The following is a 20,596-nucleotide window of genomic DNA, read 5'->3' on the forward strand; positions in this document are numbered from 1 at the left end:
CTATTTTGAAAGAGCATATATATACATTAAATATTTCAGATGACCATCCAAATAGCATTACTTTACCTTACGTTTTTTCTATTACACCGCCTATTACATCTCTCTCCTTCGGCATACGTCATATTGCAAGTGAAGAGGTGAAAATTCATTATTCCTTTACTCGCGAAATTATTATCGGAAAGCATATTGCCGAAAAACTTTTACTGCCTCAATCAACTACTATTCATGCATTCACACAAAACCAAACAATTATTTTCGGACCATTGATTGGCATTTTTACAACTGGCTTTAACGATGATTCTTCTACCCCTTTAGGAAATCGTTCAATTGCTCTCAGTGAGTTGTTAACACCACCATTCTCATTACGACCGTTCGTATTCGTCTTTGGCGTTCAACATATAAACTGGGAAGAAGAAACGATTGAAGGATATTTCTTTCAAGAGAAACAATGGGTAAAGAAAAAAGTCCCTTTACCAAATGTCATTTACGATCGATTACCGAATCGACAAGCGGAAAATTATAAACCAATCGTCAGAGCAAAAAGAAAGTTAGAACATGACTACTCCATTCCATGGTTTAACCCAGGTTTTTTCAATAAATGGGAAGTTCATCAACTTCTTACGAAAGACGAATCAATTAAACCCTTATTACCAAATACAGAAGCATTTCAGCATTTTGAACAAGTAGAATGGTTTCTTGGCACGTATAAATCAGTGTACATGAAACCAATACACGGGAGCTTTGGTAGAAATATTCATCAAATATTTTATTCTCAAACAGAGAATTGCTACTACTGTCGTTATCGCGAAAATGAAGAAAATAAACTGAGAAAGTATCAATCATTAGAAACGCTTCTAAACCACGTATTAAAAGGACATGATTTAAAAAAGTTTATCGTACAGCAAGGTATTTCGTTACTTCGCTTCGATGGGCAACCTGTTGATTTCCGCATTCATACAAATAAAAACCATTTCGGTAATTGGATAGTTAGTGCAATCGTCGCCAAAATCGCCGGCAAAGGCAGTTTAACAACGCACGTAAATAGTGGCGGTGATACAAAATTATTACAAGAGCTTTTTCCAGATTCAACGAAACAAGTTCAAATTGAAAATAAATTAAAACATACTGCCTTACAAATAAGTTACGCGCTCGATGAACAAGTAACTGGAAATATTGGAGAAATCGGTTTTGATATCGGTTTAGACACAAAGGAAAATCCGTGGCTCTTTGAAGCCAACTCTAAACCTGGGCGAACTGTATTCCAAGATAAAAAATTAAAAGAGCAAAGTGAACTGACGCGCCAGTTATTTTACGAATATGCCGTCTACTTAACTGAACATTCTTTACGTGATACAAAAGAAAAAATGTCTCAAATAAAATCAGGGGTTTCATCAAACACCGAACATATCCCTTCTCCTATGATTCACTCACAAATACAAAAACAAAAACTTCCACCTAGATAATAAGGTGGAAGTTTTCTATTTACACAAGTTTTACTACAACCTCAGTTTCCACGTTACATACTCTGCAATAAAAAATATGATTGCAATATTCATTTGAATTATTATGCGTTAAACCATCTACTGCACTTAATAATTCTTGATCCATATAGGCACTATAATCGTCTATGTAATCTACAGACTTCCCATAATCTTGGAGTATACTTTGGCAATTTTGACAAGAATATGTTTGTGATTCTAATGCGTTGCAAAGCGGGCAAATTCCCATCATGATTCCTCCATACGTTATCGTTTATAAGCCTCTCTTTTTTAGAGTGAAGAGAGCAACCTATCCAGACATAGGAGCGCCCACTCCATCCCTACTTAAAAATAGAACTATGAAGTTGCTACCGATTTCATTTTTATTTCAATAAATCATAAATAAGAAGCTAATAATTAGCCTACAAGTAGCAGGCTACAATGAAAAAATTATATTTAATATCACCCTTAGTTTGGCCTGTTTTCTTAAAAATACAACGATTACTCTTATTTCATAATTTACGAAATCAATACGTTTTTTTGACAAAATTTACAAATTATTATTTTGTATATCTTTCTAGGTAACATCCATACTATGAGTACAAACTTAATTACCGATGGATTAGCGCCAACCGGGGCGATAATCTGGTTCAACTCCAGCTAGTCCAACCAAAAAAACTTTTATAACTCTAAGGAGGATATATTCCTATGGCAAACCAAAATTCTTCAAATCAATTAGTAGTACCAGGTGCAACAGCTGCAATCGATCAAATGAAGTACGAAATCGCTCAAGAATTTGGTGTACAATTAGGAGCAGATTCTACGGCTCGCGCTAACGGTTCAGTTGGTGGAGAAATCACAAAACGTCTAGTTGCAATGGCTGAGCAAAGCCTTGGCGGATTCCACAAATAAATATATATGGCAAAAAGGTCTCAAGGCATATGCCTTGAGACCTTCCTTAATTTATTGCAACATTTGTAAAAACTTCTTCGTGCGTTCTTCTTTTGGATTTGTAAATACTTCTTCTGGTGTACCTTGTTCGACAACGACACCACCATCCATGAAAATAACACGGTTCGCAATTTGATGTGCAAAACGCATTTCGTGCGTTACAATAACCATCGTCATGCCTTCTTTAGCAAGTTCTTTCATTACTTTCAGAACTTCTTGAACGAGTTCAGGATCAAGCGCTGACGTCGGCTCATCAAATAGTAACACTTCCGGCTCCATCGCAAGCGCGCGCGCAATTCCAACGCGCTGTTGTTGTCCGCCTGATAATTGGAACGGATATAAATCCACTTTATCTGCTAAACCAACTTTTTCAAGGAAATAGTTTGCTTTTTTCTTCGCTTCTTCTTTCCCCATCTTTTTCACTGTAACGAGCCCTTCCATTACATTTTGAAGTGCTGTTAAATGCGGGAATAAATTATGGTGCTGGAATACCATACCTGTTTGCGTACGAAGATTAACAATATCTTTCTTCGTTACTTTTTGAGAGAAGTTAAGCTCTTTATTACCGATACGAATATTACCAGCGTTTGGCGTTTCTAATACATTGAGACAACGTAAGAATGTCGTTTTACCAGATCCAGACGGCCCAATAATAACAACAACCTCGCCCTTCTCAACTGTTAAATCTATATGCTTTAGTACGGTATTATCTCCGAAACTTTTTTGTAAGTGCTGAATTGAAATCATAAAAACAAAAACTCCTTTTGTAAAAGGATTATTTTAATGTATAGCGTTCTGAACGCTTTTCTAACATCTGTTGTACGATTGATAATAAGAAACAAATAACCCAGTAAATAAGACCTGCTTCAAAATAAACAATTAAAAACTCGTAGTTCATCGCCGCAATTTCCTGCGCTTTTCGGAACATTTCTGTTACTAAAATTAACGATGCTAATGAAGTATCCTTCACTAAGCTAATAAATGTATTTGAAAGCGGCGGGATTGATACGCGCGTTGCTTGTGGTAAAATAACACGTTTTAATGCTTGTGGATATGTCATCCCAATTGTATAAGCTGCTTCCCACTGCCCTTTCGGAATGGAAAGGATAGAAGCACGAATAATTTCAGATGCATATGCACCGACATTTAATGAAAATCCAACAACTGCTGCTGTATATGGCTCAACTTCAATATTAAGAGTTGGAAGACCATAGAAAATAATAAATAACTGTACAAGAAGTGGCGTTCCGCGAATGATAGATACATAGATACGAGCAATCCATTGTAAAATACGACTACCTGAAATACGTGCGAGCGCTGTTAACGTCGCAAGTATAAGACCGATAATAAATGTAATAAGCGTTAATGGAATTGTTGTAAAAACAGCTTCCTTCAGCATAGGCATGAAGGAAGTCTGCATAATATCTATCCAAGTAGACAATCGATCTGAAACTAATGCACTACTTAGATACATTTTCACCGAACCATTTTTTCGTTATTTTGTCATACGTACCGTCTTTTTTCATATCTTCTAACGCTTTATCTACTTCTTGTACAAGCTTATCGCTACCTTTACGGAATAAGAATCCACTTTGTGAAGCTTCTTTTTCTGTGTCTACAATTTTAATTTTTGCATCTTTTTTCGTTTCTAAATAATTTAATACTGATAACTTATCATTAATTGTAAAATCAACGCGTCCTGAAGCTAATAATTCTGCCGCTTGGCTAAATCCTTCTACACCTTCGATTTCTGCACCGTTTTTCTTAGCAATATCTGCATAGTTACTCGTTAAAGATTGTGCTCCTTTTAACCCTTTTACATCAGCAAATGTAGCAGGCTTATCTTTATCTTTTGCGATAACTAATGCCGCTGAAGATGAAATGTATGGTTTAGAGAAATCGTATTTCTTTTGACGATCTTCACGAATACCAACTTCGTTTGCAACCATATCGAAACGTTTTGCATCTAGGCCAGCAAGTAAGCTATCCCATTGTGTTTCTTTAAATACAGGTTTTACACCTAAACGTTTTGCAACTTCTTCTGCTAATTCAACATCGAATCCAGTTAATTTATTGCTTGAATCGTGGAACGTAAATGGTGGATATGTACCTTCTGTACCAATTACAAGTTCACCGCTTTGTTTAATCTTTTGTAACGCGTCTTGACTAGCTGTATCTTTTTTCTCTTCTTTACCGCAGCCGGCTACAATCCCGATCGCTAATGTAGTTACTGCAAGCACTGAAAATAATTTCTTCATGATAGTAATCCTCCAAGTATTCTGATAGGAATTTAAAAACTATATTGATTGTATGCAATCTTGAACAATTTTTCAATGAAAATGTTCTTATTTAGTTTATCCTTTTTCTTCATAATCAAACAAAAGGGAAAAATAACGCTACATACAAAAAATAAGTAACATTTTTTAATATAGCATTTATGGAGAAAAAGGTAAAACAATACTTCTTATTTAACTGTCGTAATTCGCTAAAGAGTCGACATGTTCATCAATAAAAAAGAACTTGTGAAAATCACAAGTTCTCCTCCATGCATATTAAGCACTCTGATTGCCTTCCATTTGCGTTTTATACATATCGTAATAACGCCCCCGCTTTTTCATGAGTTCATCATGAGAGCCTTTTTCTAAAATGGTTCCTCTATCGAGCACAATAATTTGATCTGCGCTTTTAATCGTTGAAAGGCGGTGAGCGATAATAAATGTCGTTCTTCCTTTTTTTACAACTTCTAGTGCTTGTTGAATCATCGCCTCTGTTTCTGTATCAATACTAGACGTTGCTTCATCTAAAATTAAGATAGCTGGATCAAAAGCAAGCGCCCTAGCAAATGAAATAAGTTGACGTTCTCCAGTGGAAAGCGTACTTCCCTTTTCTGTAATTTCTTCATTTATATTGTTCGCAAATCTTTCAGCACCAACATCACGTAACGCCTTTACAATGCGCTCTTTTGAAATTTTTTCATTTTCTAAGCTTACATTGGAAGCGACCGTCCCGCTAAAAAGAAACGGGTCTTGCAGTACGATTCCCATATGTTCACGGGTTGCTTGTTTCGGCATCTCTTTTACATCGTGACCATCAATCGTAAGCTTTCCTTTTTCAAACTCATAAAATTGAAAGAGTACATTCATGATAGAACTTTTTCCTGATCCAGTATGACCGACAAGTGCCACTGTCTCGCCTTGTTTCGCTTCAAAAGAAATATTTTTTAACACTTCATCTTTTCCATTATAAGAAAATGATACATTTTCAAATTTTACATTTCCTTTTAAACGAGGCATACGTTCTTCTTCTACCGGTTCTCCTTTTTCCTCTAACAATTCAAAGACACGTTCTGATGCAACGCGCGCTTGCTCTAAGTTTGCAAGCTGGTTCACCATATTCGTAATTGGCGAGAATAATCGTGTTAAATAATCGACGAACGCATACAGTACCCCAAGTGAAATAATACCTGTAGCACTTAATGACGCACCGCCGAAATACCAAATTACTCCTGTGAAAGCGATATTTCTTAATACGGCTACTAAGTTATGCGAAGTTGCTGCATTTAAATTTAAAATTTTATTTTGATACTTAAAATAATCGCCATTTAATTCTTCAAATTCTTTTTTCGTTTCACGCTCTTGACGGAACGCTTGAATAATTGGCATCCCTTGAATGGATTCATTCACTGTTCCGTTAATATCAGATAAGCGAGAGCGCATTTTATGATTGTATACAGACGCGTATTTTCTATAAAGAATCGCCCAAACAATTAAAATTGGGATAATTAATAAACATAATGAAGCGAGCTTCACATCTAATAAAAATAACGCAGCGAATATCCCAATAATATAGATGATACTAGAAACGAATGTTGCCAGCACCGTTACATATAAATCACGAATGGCCTCTGTATCATTCGTCACACGCGAAACAATTTTCCCCGCCGGTAAATGATCAAAGTACCGAATTGGCAACGTTTGAATATGAGAAAAAACATCTTCCCTCATAATTTGAATAATTTTGTTCGCTGCCTTCTGCAAGAAGAACTGCTTTCCGTATGCAAATAATGACACGACTACTAATAAAGCGAAATAGCCACCACCAAGTAATAATAGACGGTTTATTTCTGGTTTATAAAACGCAAACACTTCTTCTTTCGTTAATGCTTTCGCTTTATACACTTGCACCGCCTTACCATTTTGAACGGTAATCATATCCCCTTTTACAGTCCGTGACCCTTCCGCATTTACTTTATTCGGTACAAAATAATATTGAAAACCGACTTGCATTACGCGTACTTCTTTTCCTTTTTTCTCGCCTTGTTCAAAGCGATCACTTCGCTTATAAAAAGCCCCATTATACGAAACAGCATCTTCACTCTGTTCTGTTTCATACCAAGGTTTCTCTATCCCGACGATATGATCGTCAATCATCGTTTTAGCGACGAAAGGACCAGCAAGCTCTGCGATGACGAAAATAAATAACATTAACATCGCAGCAAAAATCGTCCCCTTCACTTTCATCGCGTATTGAAACAACCGTTTTGAAACGCTCATATTTTCACCCCACTATCCGCACTTTCACTTTCACCTTGTTGTCTTTCAAACTGCTCAGCATACCAGCCTCCCTTTTGGATAAGCTGATCATGCGTACCTTCTTCTATAACTGCACCTTCATCCATAACGAGAATCCAATCCGCATGTTGCACTGCAGATAAACGATGCGTCGTAATAATCGTCGTCTTTCCGCTTCTTTCCGTTCTTATATTTTCAATGATCGCTGCTTCCGTACGAGCATCTACAGCTGATAAAGAATCATCCAAAATTAAAATTTCTGGATTTTGAATAACAGCTCGTGCAATCGAGATCCTTTGTTTTTGCCCTCCTGATAAAGAAACACCTTTCTCTCCAACGAGCGTTTCTAACCCTTCTGGTAAAAACTCTAAATCCTTTTTAAACGCAGCAATTTCAATTGCTTTCTCTAATTCTTCTTCAGTCGCTTCCCTATTTCCGAATAAAATATTTTCTCGCGCTGTTTTTGAGAACAAAATATGCTCCTGCGGTACATAACCAATCCAGCCGAGTACATTTTCATTCGTCATTTTATCTAATGTCACATCAGAAACTGCAATATCTCCATCTCCAAGCGGATATTGGCGAAGAAGCTGACGTACAAGCGTCGTTTTCCCGCTTCCTGTTTTTCCGACAACCCCTAGCGTTTCCCCTTGCTTTAATGTGAAAGAAACCTTTTTTAAATTTTCTTCAGTTGATGAAGGATATGAGAAAGACACATCATCAAACTGAATATAATCCGGCTCTTGCACAAGCTTTGGATGTTTCGGATTCTTTACATCTGGCTCATACGCTAACGTTTCATTCACACGGTCAAGCGAAGCATTTCCTCTTTGCATAACATTAATTAATTCACCAATTGCAAACATCGGCCAAATCATCATCCCTAAATACACGTTAAAAGAAACGAGTTCACCAAGGGTCACCTTTGACTGGAACACAAGGTATGCACCGTACACTAAGCCGATTAAATAACTAAGACCGACAAGCATTTTCACAGTTGGTTGGAATAATGCATCAATCTTTGCTACCTTCATATTTTTTTCGTAGACGTCATCTCCTAAATGATGAAATCTTTCCTCGTCTGCATTCTCTTGTACGTATGCACGAATAACGCGCACACCAGCGATTGATTCAAGCACTTTATCGTTCATATCACCAAACGCATCTTGCGCAACTGTAAATCTTTCATGCAATTTCTTTCCATATATATTCATCGCATACGCCATAATTGGAAGCGGAATAAGCGCTGCAAATGTAAGCTCCCAACTAATTGTAAACCCCATCATAAAGACAATCGTAAGCATATATAAACTAGAATCCACAAGCGTTAATATACCAAAACCAGCTGTCATAGCGATTGCTTTCAAATCATTTGTCGCTCTCGCCATTAAATCACCAGTACGATTTTTTTGATAAAAAGTCGGCGTCATCTTAAGTAAATGCCCCATAAATTTAGAGCGCATCGTTTTCTCAAGTACGAATGCACCGCCAAACAATTGATGTTGCCATACGAAAGTGAGGCCATATCCAACGATCGTAACCCCTATTAAAATAAGAATAGACTGTATAATAGCTTCGTTCGATAACGTTCCTGTTTTTATGTTATCTATCGTAACCCCTAACACTTTCGGGGGAATCACTTCAACTATATTCACAATTAAAAGAGCTCCAATGGCAATACTATATCTCTTCCAGTGCTCCCTAAAAAACCATTTTAGCTTTAGTAATACTGATAACAATGTAACCTCTCCCTTCTCGTTCTCGTTTACCTCTCATTTCTTTATCCACTATCCAGACCTATCACATTTACATTTCGTAACCCATACAATCTCATCACATTTTTCCACCTTCCAAAGTTTTTTATCGGAACTAAACAAGGGAAAATAAACAAAAAAAAGCATACCGCCGCTTGACGATATGCACAGGAATGCATAAAAAGCGTACGTTACGATATACGCAACGTACGCTTCTTATAAGACAAAGATGCCCTATATATCCGTACGGGTTGCGTAATGATATGAATGTTTTCTGCCATTTAACAGAGCTAAGCCCATTACATTTACGATTACAATCATTACGCACACCCCTTTCATTTATTTTCCATTTATAATCTTACAACTTTATTGAGTATTCTGTCAATTATTTTTTCACACTTTAAATAAAAATATATGATACACCATTTTGAAATAAGGGAATGTTCTGTAAGAAAGGGCATACAAAATAAAAAAAGAATAAGAAATCGTTTTCACAAACATTTCATTTGAAAAATGTTATCAAACCCCCTACAATCACCTTATACTCACTCTTACAAGTTGCTATTTTAGGAGGACTAATCATGACAACTAGCAATACGTACAAATTTTATTTAAACGGAGAATGGAGAGAAAGCTCTTCAGGAGAAACAATCGAAATTCCATCTCCATACTTACACGAAGTAATTGGACAAGTACAAGCAATTACTCGCGGAGAAGTAGATGAAGCAATTGCATCTGCAAAAGAAGCTCAAAAATCATGGGCTGAAGCTTCCCTACAAGATCGCGCAAAATACTTATATAAATGGGCTGATGAGCTCGTAAATATGCAGGATGAAATTGCCGATATCATTATGAAAGAAGTCGGTAAAGGATATAAAGATGCGAAGAAAGAAGTTGTTCGTACAGCTGACTTCATTCGTTACACGATCGAAGAAGCTTTACATATGCACGGAGAAAGCATGATGGGCGATAGCTTCCCGGGCGGTACAAAATCTAAGCTTGCGATTATCCAACGCGCACCACTTGGTGTTGTATTAGCAATCGCACCATTTAACTACCCAGTAAACTTATCTGCTGCAAAACTTGCACCAGCATTAATTATGGGTAACGCTGTTATTTTCAAACCAGCAACTCAAGGTGCAATTAGTGGTATTAAAATGGTTGAAGCACTTCATAAAGCTGGCCTTCCAAAAGGTCTTGTAAACGTAGCTACAGGACGCGGTTCTGTAATTGGTGACTACTTAGTAGAACACGAAGGCATCAATATGGTATCGTTCACAGGTGGTACAAACACAGGTAAACATTTAGCGAAAAAAGCTTCAATGATTCCACTTGTATTAGAACTTGGTGGTAAAGATCCTGGTATCGTTCGTGAAGATGCTGACTTACAAGATGCTGCAAACCATATCGTAAGCGGTGCATTCTCTTACTCTGGTCAACGTTGTACAGCTATTAAACGTGTACTTGTACACGAAAACGTAGCGGACGAGCTTGTTAGCTTATTAAAAGCGCAAGTAGCTGAACTATCAGTTGGATCTCCAGAACAAGATAGCACAATCGTTCCATTAATCGACGACAAGTCTGCTGACTTCGTTCAAGGTTTAGTTGACGACGCTGTAGAAAAAGGTGCTACAATCGTTATCGGTAACAAACGTGAGCGTAACTTAATTTACCCAACATTAATCGATCACGTAACAGAAGAGATGAAAGTTGCTTGGGAAGAGCCATTCGGCCCAATCCTTCCAATCATCCGTGTTTCTTCAGATGAACAAGCAATTGAAATTGCTAACAAATCAGAGTTCGGTCTGCAAGCAAGTGTCTTCACTAAAGACATTAACAAAGCATTTGCAATTGCTAACAAAATCGAAACTGGTTCTGTTCAAATTAACGGACGCACAGAGCGCGGCCCTGACCACTTCCCATTCATCGGTGTAAAAGGTTCAGGTATGGGCGCACAAGGTATTCGTAAGAGCCTTGAGTCTATGACACGTGAAAAAGTAACTGTATTAAACTTAGTTTAATCTTATAAAAAGAAGCTGATCTATAAATAGATCAGCTTCTTTTCTATATAAATACTTCCAAAAACGAAGTATTTCATTCTACTTCCGATTTGGTTTTCCAAATCGAACTAAAACATGCCATAATAATTTTAATTCCTGAAGCACTTCTTCATAAGTTCCACGATCACTCCAAGATAATGGATTGCACTTCAAATCCACTACAGCAGAGCCAATTATATTTGCATCGATACAATGATTCCGTGCAATGCGTCTTGCTAAAGATGGCATTTTTGAACCTCTAAAATCCATCGGAACTTCGTCTACCGCAAGTACAAAACCGATGTGCCAATACAAATCAATAGCATACTTCAGGCAAATTTCTTCTAAAACTTTTCCTACATCCGTACCCTTAAATGAAGGATCTGCAACAAGCGCTTCCACGTCTTCTTTTAGAGAAATCTCTCCATGAATCTGCGCTTCAATATAATGATTAAGATTACGGGCTGGCTCTTTGCTTACTACATCTATAAACGGCCTTTTCAGATTAGCCAGTAAATGATTAATTAATATTGTTGGAGTCAAATTTCCTTCACCAATTGCAAAATCTCTTACGAATGTCTCTTCCAAAAGAGCAGCTAAAATCATATCAAACTCCTCATAAGTCCCCTTTTCTTTCGGATCTTGATGCGAATCTAAATATGTATATGTAGAACGCGAAGAAACTTTTGGAGATAAGAGAAAATAACAGGAACCAAAACGCGGAGCTGGCCCATCTGGATGTAACATTAAATTTAGCGCTCCGTATTTTGGACGTTGATCATTCGTTACGCCTTCTAATTGATATGCCCCTCCAAATATTCTCTTTTCCCAAAGGTCACGTTCACCACCAGGATAAGCAGATACGCTTCCATTAGATAGCAATGTTTCAAACTGACTTTTATATACTCCTTGCTCAAATAGTGCTTCAGCAACACTTTTCTTACTCGAATCTAGTCTGTCTGGATGAAAGTGTAAAGCAATCCTTGCGTGAGTTTTTAAATTAGCGACAGCCTCTTCAAATATTTCATCTGTAATATTTGACATTTTAAGTATATGATTAATCGTTGCTTTAGCCTCACGTTTTTCGTTCTCTGCATATTTTGAAATATACTCTAAAGCAAATAATTGAGATCTTGATAATTCCATAATCAAACCTCTCCTTTAATTAAAATGACCTTAATCATTTCAATTAAAAGCTTATTCTTTCCTTCTTATGAAACGAACCTGATTTATTTAAAAACGTAATTTACTAAATCTTAATTATGCATACACGCATTTTTCATAGGCAAATGTACACATTCTACAGAAATTTGATACCCTAGCCATCGCTCAGCAATATGTTCAAATGATAAAACAGATCCCGTTGTAAAAAAACGATGCTTCGGATTCAGATTGTCAGACAAAATTCCTTTGTGCTGTAAAATGGTGCTTAACTCTATCGCCGTTTCTTCTGCAGAACTAATAATCGTTATATCTTCTCCTAGTTCCTTTTTTATATAGGACTCTAAAAGTGGATAATGCGTACATCCAAGAATTAACGTATCTATATCTTCTTTCGTTAATGGAAGTAAAGCTTGTTTCACTTGCTGCGTGACATATGCTGTATCTTCTAATTGATTTTCTACAACTGTGGCTAAAGTCGGGCAAGCATAGCTATGCACTTCCAAATATGTATCCAGCTCGTGTAATGCTTTTTCATACATATTAGATTTTATCGTACCTACAGTTCCAATTACCCCGATTTCCCCTTTCTTTGTTACTTTAATTGCCGCTCTTGCTCCTGGATGTATAACGCCAATAACTGGAATGGAAAGTGCTTCTTGCAGCTCAGTCAATGCAGCAGCTGCAGCAGTATTACATGCTACGACTAGCGCTTTTAATGGAAACTGTTTGAGGAACTCAACCATTTCAAATACGAAAGATTGCACCTCCTCTACACTTCTTGGTCCATACGGGCAACGCTTATTATCACCAATATAATAAATGCTTTCTTTAGGCAATTGTCTTATAATTTCGCTCGCAACTGTTAATCCCCCAACTCCCGAATCTAGCACACCTATTACTGAATGTTTATGACATACAGACATTTACTTCATCCCCTTTTCAATCATCTAGCGCTAATAATATGTATTATATTACGAAAATTCAAATATCACATAACAACCCCTCTTACTTTTAATCACAAACTCTTCTCTATAATCTGATTATTACTATATCCATTGACGTATAAAAATTCATTTGTTACTCTTAAAGACGTTAATTTAATATTTAAATCCTCATTCGTATCTCGGTGAGGTAGAGGTTGCAATCATTAAGAGTATCATTTCAGGAGATGTAGTGGCATTGATGAAGGAATGAGAAAGGAATGGTTGCCGAAGTAAGTCGTGTCCACCATGCACGCTTGCTGGGTCTGCATTTAATAAGTGCAGAACTGTCACAAACGTTTCGTTTGTGGAGAGCTATCGAGAGGTATGTCGTGGGTTTCTTATAAGATAGAAAGCATGTAGCGGCAAATTACATGCTTTTTTTGTTTTGTTTGGGACTTCTCTTCCTAACTCAGGAAGACATACATATCTCCTCGCTTGACTTGGTTATACTAACTTTGGAGGTATTTTCTATGCAACAAAAAAAATGGGGCTTTTGGGTATTAACAGCTTTCGTTGTCGGTAACATGGTTGGCGCTGGTATTTTCATGGTGCCAAGTACGTTGGCACAAACAGCAAGCCCACTCGGTGTCACTTTAGCTTGGTTAACTACAGGGTTTGGTGTTTTAATGCTAGCTCTTGTTTTCGGTAATTTAGCAATTCGTCGTCCTGATTTAACGACAGGGCCACAAAGTCATGCATATGCTTTATTCTCAACACCAAAAAAGAAAAAAATGGCTGGTTTCAGTATGGTATGGGGATATTGGGTTGCAAACTGGGCAAGTAACGTTGCCATCATTACATCATTTGCGGGATATTTATCACTCTTCTTCCCAATTATGAAAGATACGCGACTACTATTTTCAATCGGTTCGTTTAACGTAGAAGTCGGAAAACTAATTACATTTACGATTTGTTCCATCTTACTTTGGGGAACTCATATTATATTAACAAACGGTGTAAGCGGAGCTGGAAAACTAAACTTCTTAGCAACAACAACGAAAGTAACTGGATTCCTTTTATTCATCGTCGTTACGTTATTTGCATTCGAAGCTTCTAAATTTGGACAATGGTACACACCGATGATTGATAAATCAGGTGCATCACACGGTCTTCTTTCACAAGTAAATTTAGCTGCTCTTACAACGCTTTGGGCGTTTATCGGAATTGAATCAGCCGTTCTTTTATCAAACCGTGCTGTTTCTCCAAAAACGGTAAAACGTGCAACAGTTGCGGGATTACTTATTACAGTTGCCATCTACTTAGGAATTACAATTTTAACAATGGGTGTACTTCACGTTGATAAATTACAAGCTTCTGAACGTCCATTAGCAGATGCACTAAACGCTGCAATGGGTCACGGCGGCGGGAAACTGATGGCATTACTGGCTCTTACTTCCCTGTTCGGTTCTATCTTAGGCTGGATTTTATTAAGCTCAGAAGTACCTTATCAAGCAGCAAAAGAAGGTTTCTTCCCTTCCTTCTTCACGAAAACAAATAAAAAAGGAAGTCCAATTTACTCATTACGATTAACAAACATTATGTCGCAAGTATTCCTATTCTCAACATTATCAGGAACCATTGCGGAAGCTTATACATTCGTTATTACCGTATCAACACTGGCCTACCTCATTCCATATCTCGTTTCACCAATCTTCCAGTTAAAACTAGTCGCAACTGGTGAAACATATAAAAATGAAATGCGGGCAAGAATTACAGATGGCATAGTCGCAGTTATCGCACTTTGCTACGCACTATGGGTTATTAAAACGGGCGCATCCGATATAAAAACGTTCCTTCTCGGAATTGGTTTATTCGTAATCGGATTTGCTTTCTATCCATTAATGAATCGTGATCAGAAAAAAAATAACGAAAAGAAAAACGGGCAAGTTGCATAACGCAATTTGCTCGTTTTTTCTTTTGTAAAACATATATAATAGAACAAAGAGGTGAAAAACATGTCAATCGAATCGCTATGGAGCAGTCGCTTCCAACAACATATTCAAAATATCATTACATACTTTGCACGTATGATTAACGGTTTACTATATAGCTTTATCTTTATTTCATGCGTTGGTGCATATTATTATGCTCAGTTTCTAAAAGCATCTCCTTCTAAAGGAATATCTTTAATAATTATAACGATTGTACTTACATTCATTATAACGAGATGCCCTATCCGTACATTTATTCAAAAACCTGATGCTGTCTATTTACTAGCACTAGAAGAGAAATTAACATCTTATTTCAAAAAATCTCTTCTATACAATTACATCATTCAGCTTTTCCCATTGTTATTTACGTTCCTTATTCTCGTTCCACTTGCTATGCAATCATTGCAATTAACTGTACCTTTTTTATGTACAATCTTTATCGTGTTAATGATTACGAAAGCCTGGAACATGTACATACATTGGATGTGGCGTGATAGTCACGAAAAAAATATATGGCTAATCATTCGTATTACTTGTAACGCCCTAATCATTTACATGCTGTTTTATTCCGCAAATGTTCTCATATTGGGCGGACTACTCTTACTACTTGCTTTCCTACTTCTATATACGAAAAAACAGCCTACAAAACGAATACCGTGGGATTACATAATCGAGCAAGAAGAAAAAATGAACGTTCGTTTTTATCAATTTGCTAGCATTTTCACAGATGTTCCGCAACTGAATAAACAAGTAAATAAAAGAAAATGGCTTACAAATTGGATTGAACCTTTATTACATAAAAAACGAGCAACTTTCTTCTATTTACATACATTAGCATTTTTACGTGGGAATGATTATTTCGGTATATATATTCGCTTAGGATTGATCGGTGCTTTTGCCTTATATTTTATACCAAATATATACGTAAAAGGTGCTATCTCTTATATCGTTCTATATATGATCTCTATGCAGCTCCGTTCACTGTGGAAATATTTTTCAGGAAATATTATTGTAGCATTATATCCAATCCATACTGAAGAAAGGATGAAGCAATTTCTTAGCTTAATCTTTATATTGCTAAGTATTCAACTCATTGTATTTTCAAGTGTTATACTCATTGCTACAGGTCAATTTTTACATAGCCTTATCATTATGATTGTCGGGTTACTCTGGATCAAATTTATTATTGTACCAAAAACGAAGCAAAGAATTTCCGCATTTTAACGAAAAGAATTATCTTAAAAGCCAAGGAGAAAATAAACTTTCTCCTTGGCCTTTTTATTTTTCTTCCTCAAACAAGAACCATTTAAACAACCGGTATTTTATGATTTTTACATACAAAGACGATAATACATGTTTATGTTCTAATAAAAAGGGTATTTATTAAATTAACAGGGCAAAGAAAGTGGAGGGAATGAAAAAATATGAATTAAAGTTTCACTTTATAAAAGGCATTGCTCAAGGATGATTCTGGAACCGACAATATAATGTAAGGAGCGGATTAGAATGAGTAAAAAAATTGCTATTTTAATAACGGATTATTTCGAGGACACAGAATACACAGAGCCAGTAGGAGCTTTTAAACAAAAGGGCTATGAATTAACAACTATTGAAATGGAAAAAGGGAAAACGGTACACGGTAAACAAGGAAAAAGTGAAGTCGTAATTGATAAAAGTATTGACGATGTTTCTCCAGAAAACTTTGATGCCCTCTTCATACCAGGCGGGTTCTCCCCAGATATACTTCGTGCAGATGAACGTTTTGTTCGCCTTAGTAAAGCATTTATGGATGCGGAAAAGCCTGTTTTCGCTATTTGTCACGGACCTCAGCTACTCATCACTGCACAAACACTTGAAGGACGTGATGTAACTGGATATAAATCTATTGAAGTCGATTTAAAAAATGCCGGCGGGAACTTTCATGACAAAGAGGTTATCGTATGTCAAAATCAGCTAGTAACAAGTAGACAGCCAGAGGACATCCCAGCGTTTATTGAAGAATCGTTGCGTATATTAGGATAACTAACCTCCTTTTATTTACATGAAAATAGTTAATCAGTGAGGTTTTATTCATCCCCACTGATTAATTAGCCCCCACCAACTGGTCGTTTACAGGCAATCCGACCACCACAAATAGCAAGATAAATAAAAAGAGGGGAATCCCAAAGTTCAGTTTTAATAATCTTTTGGATTCCCCTCTTTTCTCGCCCAAAAATTCCTTATCACTTTTCATAGGCAGTTCTCATATAGTGAAAATGACTATATAATTCCTATCCATAAGTTAAATAATGATTTCGCACATATATAAATACAAAAGATGGGAGCCTTATTTATGAATAACAATCCACCTTCAACGCCCCCAAATCCAACGGAAACGAATAATAATGAAGTGAGCTTACAAACGTTACGCGTTATTGGGCTAATTGTACTGATTAGTGGCTACATATTAGTAACGCTTTCTGAAGTAGGCACATTAAAAAATCTTTTGCTACAGCCTAGTACTACTCCAAATTTAGCTGAAGTTGATCCGTTCTAAAAATTATATAAAAAGCGAATCCCAGTATAACTGGTTCGCTTTTTATATAGTTTCATCCAATTTGAGAAACATTTCTCTCATCCTCATACTTCTCTTTCCCTATCGCTTTCATAAATAGTAAAATACTGCTCATACCAACGATAAAGTACAGAGCACTCATGCCCCAAGATGCAATAAATGAACCTAGCATAACACCTAATGCCCCGTTCATTTTTGCCACTTGAAAGACCATTCCGTTAATCGCCATATAAGAACCTCTTGCCTCATTTGGCACCATATCTGCCATAATAGATTGACGCACTGGCACATACATCATCTCACCTACCGTTTGGAAAAGCCCTGCAATTAATAAAATCCATAAGCTATTGCTCGTTCCGAGTATTGTAAATCCAATTGTATAAATGAATAAACCTACATATAAGATTTTCAAATCGCTGAAGCTTTTCAGCATTTTAATAAGAAGTGCTGAACATAACACAACTAAAATTGTATTCTCTGCAGAAATCCAGCTCAGCATGCGAATCCCTGTTAAATCAAACGTAATACCATTCCCGAATAAAAAGTGCACCGTTTCAAATTCCTTCTGCAAGCGAACACCTAAATAATTATTAATTTGAAACTCTAAAGACAATGTACATATACTCGCTGCACAAAAAATTAAAAATGCTTTATCTTTCATCACGACTTTATAACTATCTGCCATATCTTTTAATACATTTTTCTTCTCTACTGTTTTTCTCACTACATACACTTCTTCCATATACACAGCCATCACATATAGAGTAATAATCGCAACAAGAGTTAATACGATAAACAATTGCAATCTATAGTTTTCAAATAGTAATCCACCAAATATTGCTCCAATCGCAATGGATAAATTAATAGCCCAATAATTAATGCTGTACATTACTTTTCGATTTTCAGGTGTACTCACATCAATTAACATCGCCTCTGTCGCAGGATTCATAAGTCCAGATCCTAAACTATTCACTAGCATAAAGATAAATGTTAACCACGGTGAATCTACATAATCCGAATTCGCAACTCCCATACAAGCAATAGAAATGACTTGTATACTTTGACCGATAATCATAACCTTTTTACGCCCAAGCCGATCCCCAACATATCCACCGTATAAACCAATTACTAATGAAGCTATGACATTAATGAGTAGTAAAGCACCAGCAATCGCACTACCTAACTTTATTGAAAAATAAATCGCCATAAATGGAAAAATCATCGTGGACACAGTACGTGTTAAAAACGAAGTTATAATTCTAATTTTTATATTTCGATGCATACTCCAAAATCCCATTGTTTCCCCCTCCTTATGCTTACTTATTTTACTTTGAAAAAAAGGAAGAAAAAGGTTAGAATATTCTAAAGAGTTTCCCCTTTTATAGATAGAAGGAAGTGTATATATGAAAATTATGGACTATTACATTAGACTAAGACTACATGCACAAGATCAAAAACATATACAAAATAGCTTACAAGAATTAGCTGATGTCTTATATTGCAGTACGAAAAACGTAAAGATTTTATTAAAGAAAATGAGCGAGGAACAATTAATTAGCTGGACTCCAGGACGAGGCCGCGGAAATAAAACGGAAATTCTATTTATACATAATTTCGTAGAAGCGATTGAATCCTATACAGATGAACTGTTAGCGCAAGAAAAATTAAAGGATGTTTTTCTTCTTTTAAAAGAACCCCTTCCCCTTGCACTTCAAAAAAAGATAGAAAATAAACTACATCATCATTTTGGATACGAACCTTTAAATGATATGTACGACGTATTAAAGATTCCTATATCGAGAAAGATATTCCCTTTAGATCCGGCTTTTGTGGCTGTAACTACAGAGAGCCATCTTACGAGTCAAATTTTTGATACGTTAGTCGTCTATAACGATGTTACTGAAAAAATGGAGCCTCACATTGCGCATACGTGGGAATTAAGTGAAGATGGACTTACGTGGACCTTTTATTTACGAAAAGATATATATTTTCATAACGAAACAATTTTAACTTCTAAAGATGTACAATTTTCATTTGAAAGACTAAAACAAGTTCAATCCCCTTTCGAATGGTTAACAGAAGAAATTATTCAAATTGAAACGCCATCACCACTGCAAATTCGATTCCATTTAGCAAAACCAAATTTATTTTTCTTACACTATGTAAGTTCCATGCAGCTCGCAATTTTACCGCGTGATACGAGTATTCAAAATCATCATTATATAGGTACTGGACCTTTCAAACTTGCTCATTACTCTGAAGATAATATCGTACTCGAAGCGTTCACCCATTATTTTAAAGAGCGCGCGTTATTAGACCGTATTGAATTTTGGGGTATTCCTGACCATGTGCAAATAGATGCTGATTATGAACTACCAAACGAAGAGGAAAATGAAAGGCATGATATACAAATAGAAGAAATAGGTTGTATTTATGCTAGCTTCAACTTTAAAAAACCTGGTTCTCATCACGACATTTACTTTCGAAAAGCTTGGAGAGAACTATATGATGTTGAAATGATACTTCGTAACATAGAGGGTAGACGGACAATTGCTGCATCAAGCTTCTTCCCTGATAGAAGCCGCCTTGCAACAAGAAGATCCTACTCTTTAGAAAAGGCAAAAGAGTATTTGAAAAAGAGTACATATAATGGAGAAACGATACATATTTACTTCTTCGCATTTAAAGATAGTGCAAATGATGCATATTTCTTAAAAGAACGATGTGAAAGTTTAGGTATACAAGTAGCGCTTCACCCATTTCCCGTTTCAAATTATATGGATCGCTCTATTGATAAACATGCTGATATTATTTTCATGGGAGAAGTCTTTGCTGCCAATCATGAAATTGCATTCTTAAATGTATTTAAAAATAAAAGTTGCTTCGTAAATCGGTTCATGGACCCGCACTACGAAAAACAAATTAACTGTTTACTAGATACATTTTTACTAGAAGAAAATAAAGAAAAGCGTTATGAACTCATGTATGAGATTGAAGAGTTTTTACAAGCAGAACACATCATTTTATTTAACTATCACGTTTTAAAAAGAAAAACATACCCTTCTTCTTTAAAAAACGTAACAATTGATTCATTTGGTTGGGCAAATTTTGCGAAGTTATGGATACAGCCATCCACGCATTAAAGTGTGAGTTTTTATAAAAGGAGAAGGT

At 36.2% G+C, this 20,596-nt stretch carries 18 protein-coding genes and 1 riboswitch; of the genes, 8 read left to right on the forward strand and 10 right to left on the reverse strand.

Annotation, left to right across the window (positions count from 1 at the left end):
* The first annotated feature begins 5 nt into the window (after positions 1–5).
* Positions 6–1,463 (forward strand): YheC/YheD family endospore coat-associated protein, encoded by a 1,458-nt coding sequence (locus ACUN13_RS10910; RefSeq protein WP_088345681.1) that lies wholly within the window; start codon positions 6–8, stop codon positions 1,461–1,463.
* Between the two features lie 19 nt (positions 1,464–1,482).
* Here ACUN13_RS10910 and ACUN13_RS10915 read toward each other — a convergent pair whose 3' ends face one another.
* Complete coding sequence (locus ACUN13_RS10915; RefSeq protein ID WP_000510476.1) at positions 1,483–1,728, reverse strand: hypothetical protein; 246 nt, start codon at positions 1,726–1,728, stop codon at positions 1,483–1,485.
* 458 nt (positions 1,729–2,186) lie between these two features.
* On the opposite strand from ACUN13_RS10915, the gene sasP reads away from it, so the two are divergent.
* Entirely contained in the window at positions 2,187–2,390 is a 204-nt protein-coding gene (gene sasP, locus ACUN13_RS10920; protein WP_000013338.1) for a small acid-soluble spore protein, SasP family, read from the forward strand.
* A gap of 51 nt (positions 2,391–2,441) precedes the next feature.
* On the opposite strand, the gene ACUN13_RS10925 is transcribed toward sasP, so the two are convergent.
* The 5 genes from ACUN13_RS10925 to ACUN13_RS10945 form a co-directional block, all read right to left on the reverse strand.
* Positions 2,442–3,176 carry an amino acid ABC transporter ATP-binding protein gene (locus tag ACUN13_RS10925; RefSeq protein ID WP_000623610.1) on the reverse strand — a complete coding sequence of 245 codons (735 nt, stop codon included), beginning with the start codon at positions 3,174–3,176 and terminating at the stop codon, positions 2,442–2,444.
* A gap of 28 nt (positions 3,177–3,204) precedes the next feature.
* Positions 3,205–3,903 carry an amino acid ABC transporter permease gene (locus ACUN13_RS10930; protein WP_000281501.1) on the reverse strand — a complete coding sequence of 233 codons (699 nt, stop codon included), beginning with the start codon at positions 3,901–3,903 and terminating at the stop codon, positions 3,205–3,207.
* Entirely contained in the window at positions 3,890–4,687 is a 798-nt protein-coding gene (locus tag ACUN13_RS10935) for an amino acid ABC transporter substrate-binding protein (RefSeq protein WP_000732840.1), read from the reverse strand. The genes ACUN13_RS10930 and ACUN13_RS10935 overlap by 14 nt, the downstream gene beginning before the upstream one ends.
* 294 nt (positions 4,688–4,981) lie before the next feature.
* A complete protein-coding gene (locus ACUN13_RS10940) occupies positions 4,982–6,982 on the reverse strand; it encodes an ABC transporter ATP-binding protein (protein WP_000116642.1) in 2,001 nt (666 codons plus the stop codon).
* Positions 6,979–8,739 carry an ABC transporter ATP-binding protein gene (locus ACUN13_RS10945; protein ID WP_000953783.1) on the reverse strand — a complete coding sequence of 587 codons (1,761 nt, stop codon included), beginning with the start codon at positions 8,737–8,739 and terminating at the stop codon, positions 6,979–6,981. Before ACUN13_RS10945 ends, ACUN13_RS10940 begins: the two co-directional genes overlap by 4 nt.
* Positions 8,740–9,335: 596 nt before the next feature.
* On the opposite strand from ACUN13_RS10945, the gene gapN reads away from it, so the two are divergent.
* Positions 9,336–10,775 carry an NADP-dependent glyceraldehyde-3-phosphate dehydrogenase gene (gene gapN / locus ACUN13_RS10950; protein ID WP_000213634.1) on the forward strand — a complete coding sequence of 480 codons (1,440 nt, stop codon included), beginning with the start codon at positions 9,336–9,338 and terminating at the stop codon, positions 10,773–10,775.
* 78 nt (positions 10,776–10,853) lie between these two features.
* On the opposite strand, the gene ACUN13_RS10955 is transcribed toward gapN, so the two are convergent.
* Together ACUN13_RS10955 and racE are read right to left on the reverse strand one after the other, a co-directional pair.
* The gene (locus ACUN13_RS10955) at positions 10,854–11,939 is read right to left on the reverse strand and encodes a DUF3626 domain-containing protein (protein WP_000423689.1); all 1,086 of its coding nucleotides are present in this window, start codon (positions 11,937–11,939) and stop codon (positions 10,854–10,856) included.
* 110 nt (positions 11,940–12,049) lie between these two features.
* Positions 12,050–12,880, reverse strand: coding sequence for a glutamate racemase (gene racE / locus ACUN13_RS10960; protein WP_025687296.1), 831 nt, complete (start codon positions 12,878–12,880; stop codon positions 12,050–12,052).
* Positions 12,881–13,081: 201 nt separating this feature from the next.
* A riboswitch (Lysine riboswitch) is annotated at positions 13,082–13,263 on the forward strand.
* Positions 13,264–13,410: 147 nt separating this feature from the next.
* On the opposite strand from racE, the gene ACUN13_RS10965 reads away from it, so the two are divergent.
* From ACUN13_RS10965 to ACUN13_RS10975, 3 genes are all read left to right on the forward strand, one after another.
* A complete protein-coding gene (locus ACUN13_RS10965) occupies positions 13,411–14,835 on the forward strand; it encodes an amino acid permease (RefSeq protein WP_001186301.1) in 1,425 nt (474 codons plus the stop codon).
* 60 nt (positions 14,836–14,895) lie between these two features.
* Positions 14,896–16,095, forward strand: coding sequence for an ABC transporter permease (locus tag ACUN13_RS10970; protein WP_242278498.1), 1,200 nt, complete (start codon positions 14,896–14,898; stop codon positions 16,093–16,095).
* A gap of 282 nt (positions 16,096–16,377) precedes the next feature.
* Entirely contained in the window at positions 16,378–16,893 is a 516-nt protein-coding gene (locus tag ACUN13_RS10975) for a type 1 glutamine amidotransferase domain-containing protein (RefSeq protein ID WP_242278499.1), read from the forward strand.
* Positions 16,894–16,954: 61 nt separating this feature from the next.
* Here ACUN13_RS10975 and ACUN13_RS10980 read toward each other — a convergent pair whose 3' ends face one another.
* A complete protein-coding gene (locus tag ACUN13_RS10980; protein WP_242278500.1) occupies positions 16,955–17,104 on the reverse strand; it encodes a hypothetical protein in 150 nt (49 codons plus the stop codon).
* A gap of 99 nt (positions 17,105–17,203) precedes the next feature.
* Between ACUN13_RS10980 and ACUN13_RS10985 the strand changes: the two genes are divergently transcribed.
* A complete protein-coding gene (locus tag ACUN13_RS10985) occupies positions 17,204–17,407 on the forward strand; it encodes a hypothetical protein (RefSeq protein ID WP_001063866.1) in 204 nt (67 codons plus the stop codon).
* Between the two features lie 52 nt (positions 17,408–17,459).
* Here ACUN13_RS10985 and ACUN13_RS10990 read toward each other — a convergent pair whose 3' ends face one another.
* The gene (locus tag ACUN13_RS10990) at positions 17,460–18,722 is read right to left on the reverse strand and encodes an MDR family MFS transporter (RefSeq protein WP_242278501.1); all 1,263 of its coding nucleotides are present in this window, start codon (positions 18,720–18,722) and stop codon (positions 17,460–17,462) included.
* 106 nt (positions 18,723–18,828) lie between these two features.
* Between ACUN13_RS10990 and ACUN13_RS10995 the strand changes: the two genes are divergently transcribed.
* The gene (locus ACUN13_RS10995; RefSeq protein ID WP_342761669.1) at positions 18,829–20,568 is read left to right on the forward strand and encodes an SgrR family transcriptional regulator; all 1,740 of its coding nucleotides are present in this window, start codon (positions 18,829–18,831) and stop codon (positions 20,566–20,568) included.
* The last annotated feature ends 28 nt before the right edge of the window (positions 20,569–20,596 follow it).

This window comes from Bacillus cereus group sp. Bce041 (genome assembly GCF_052646455.1).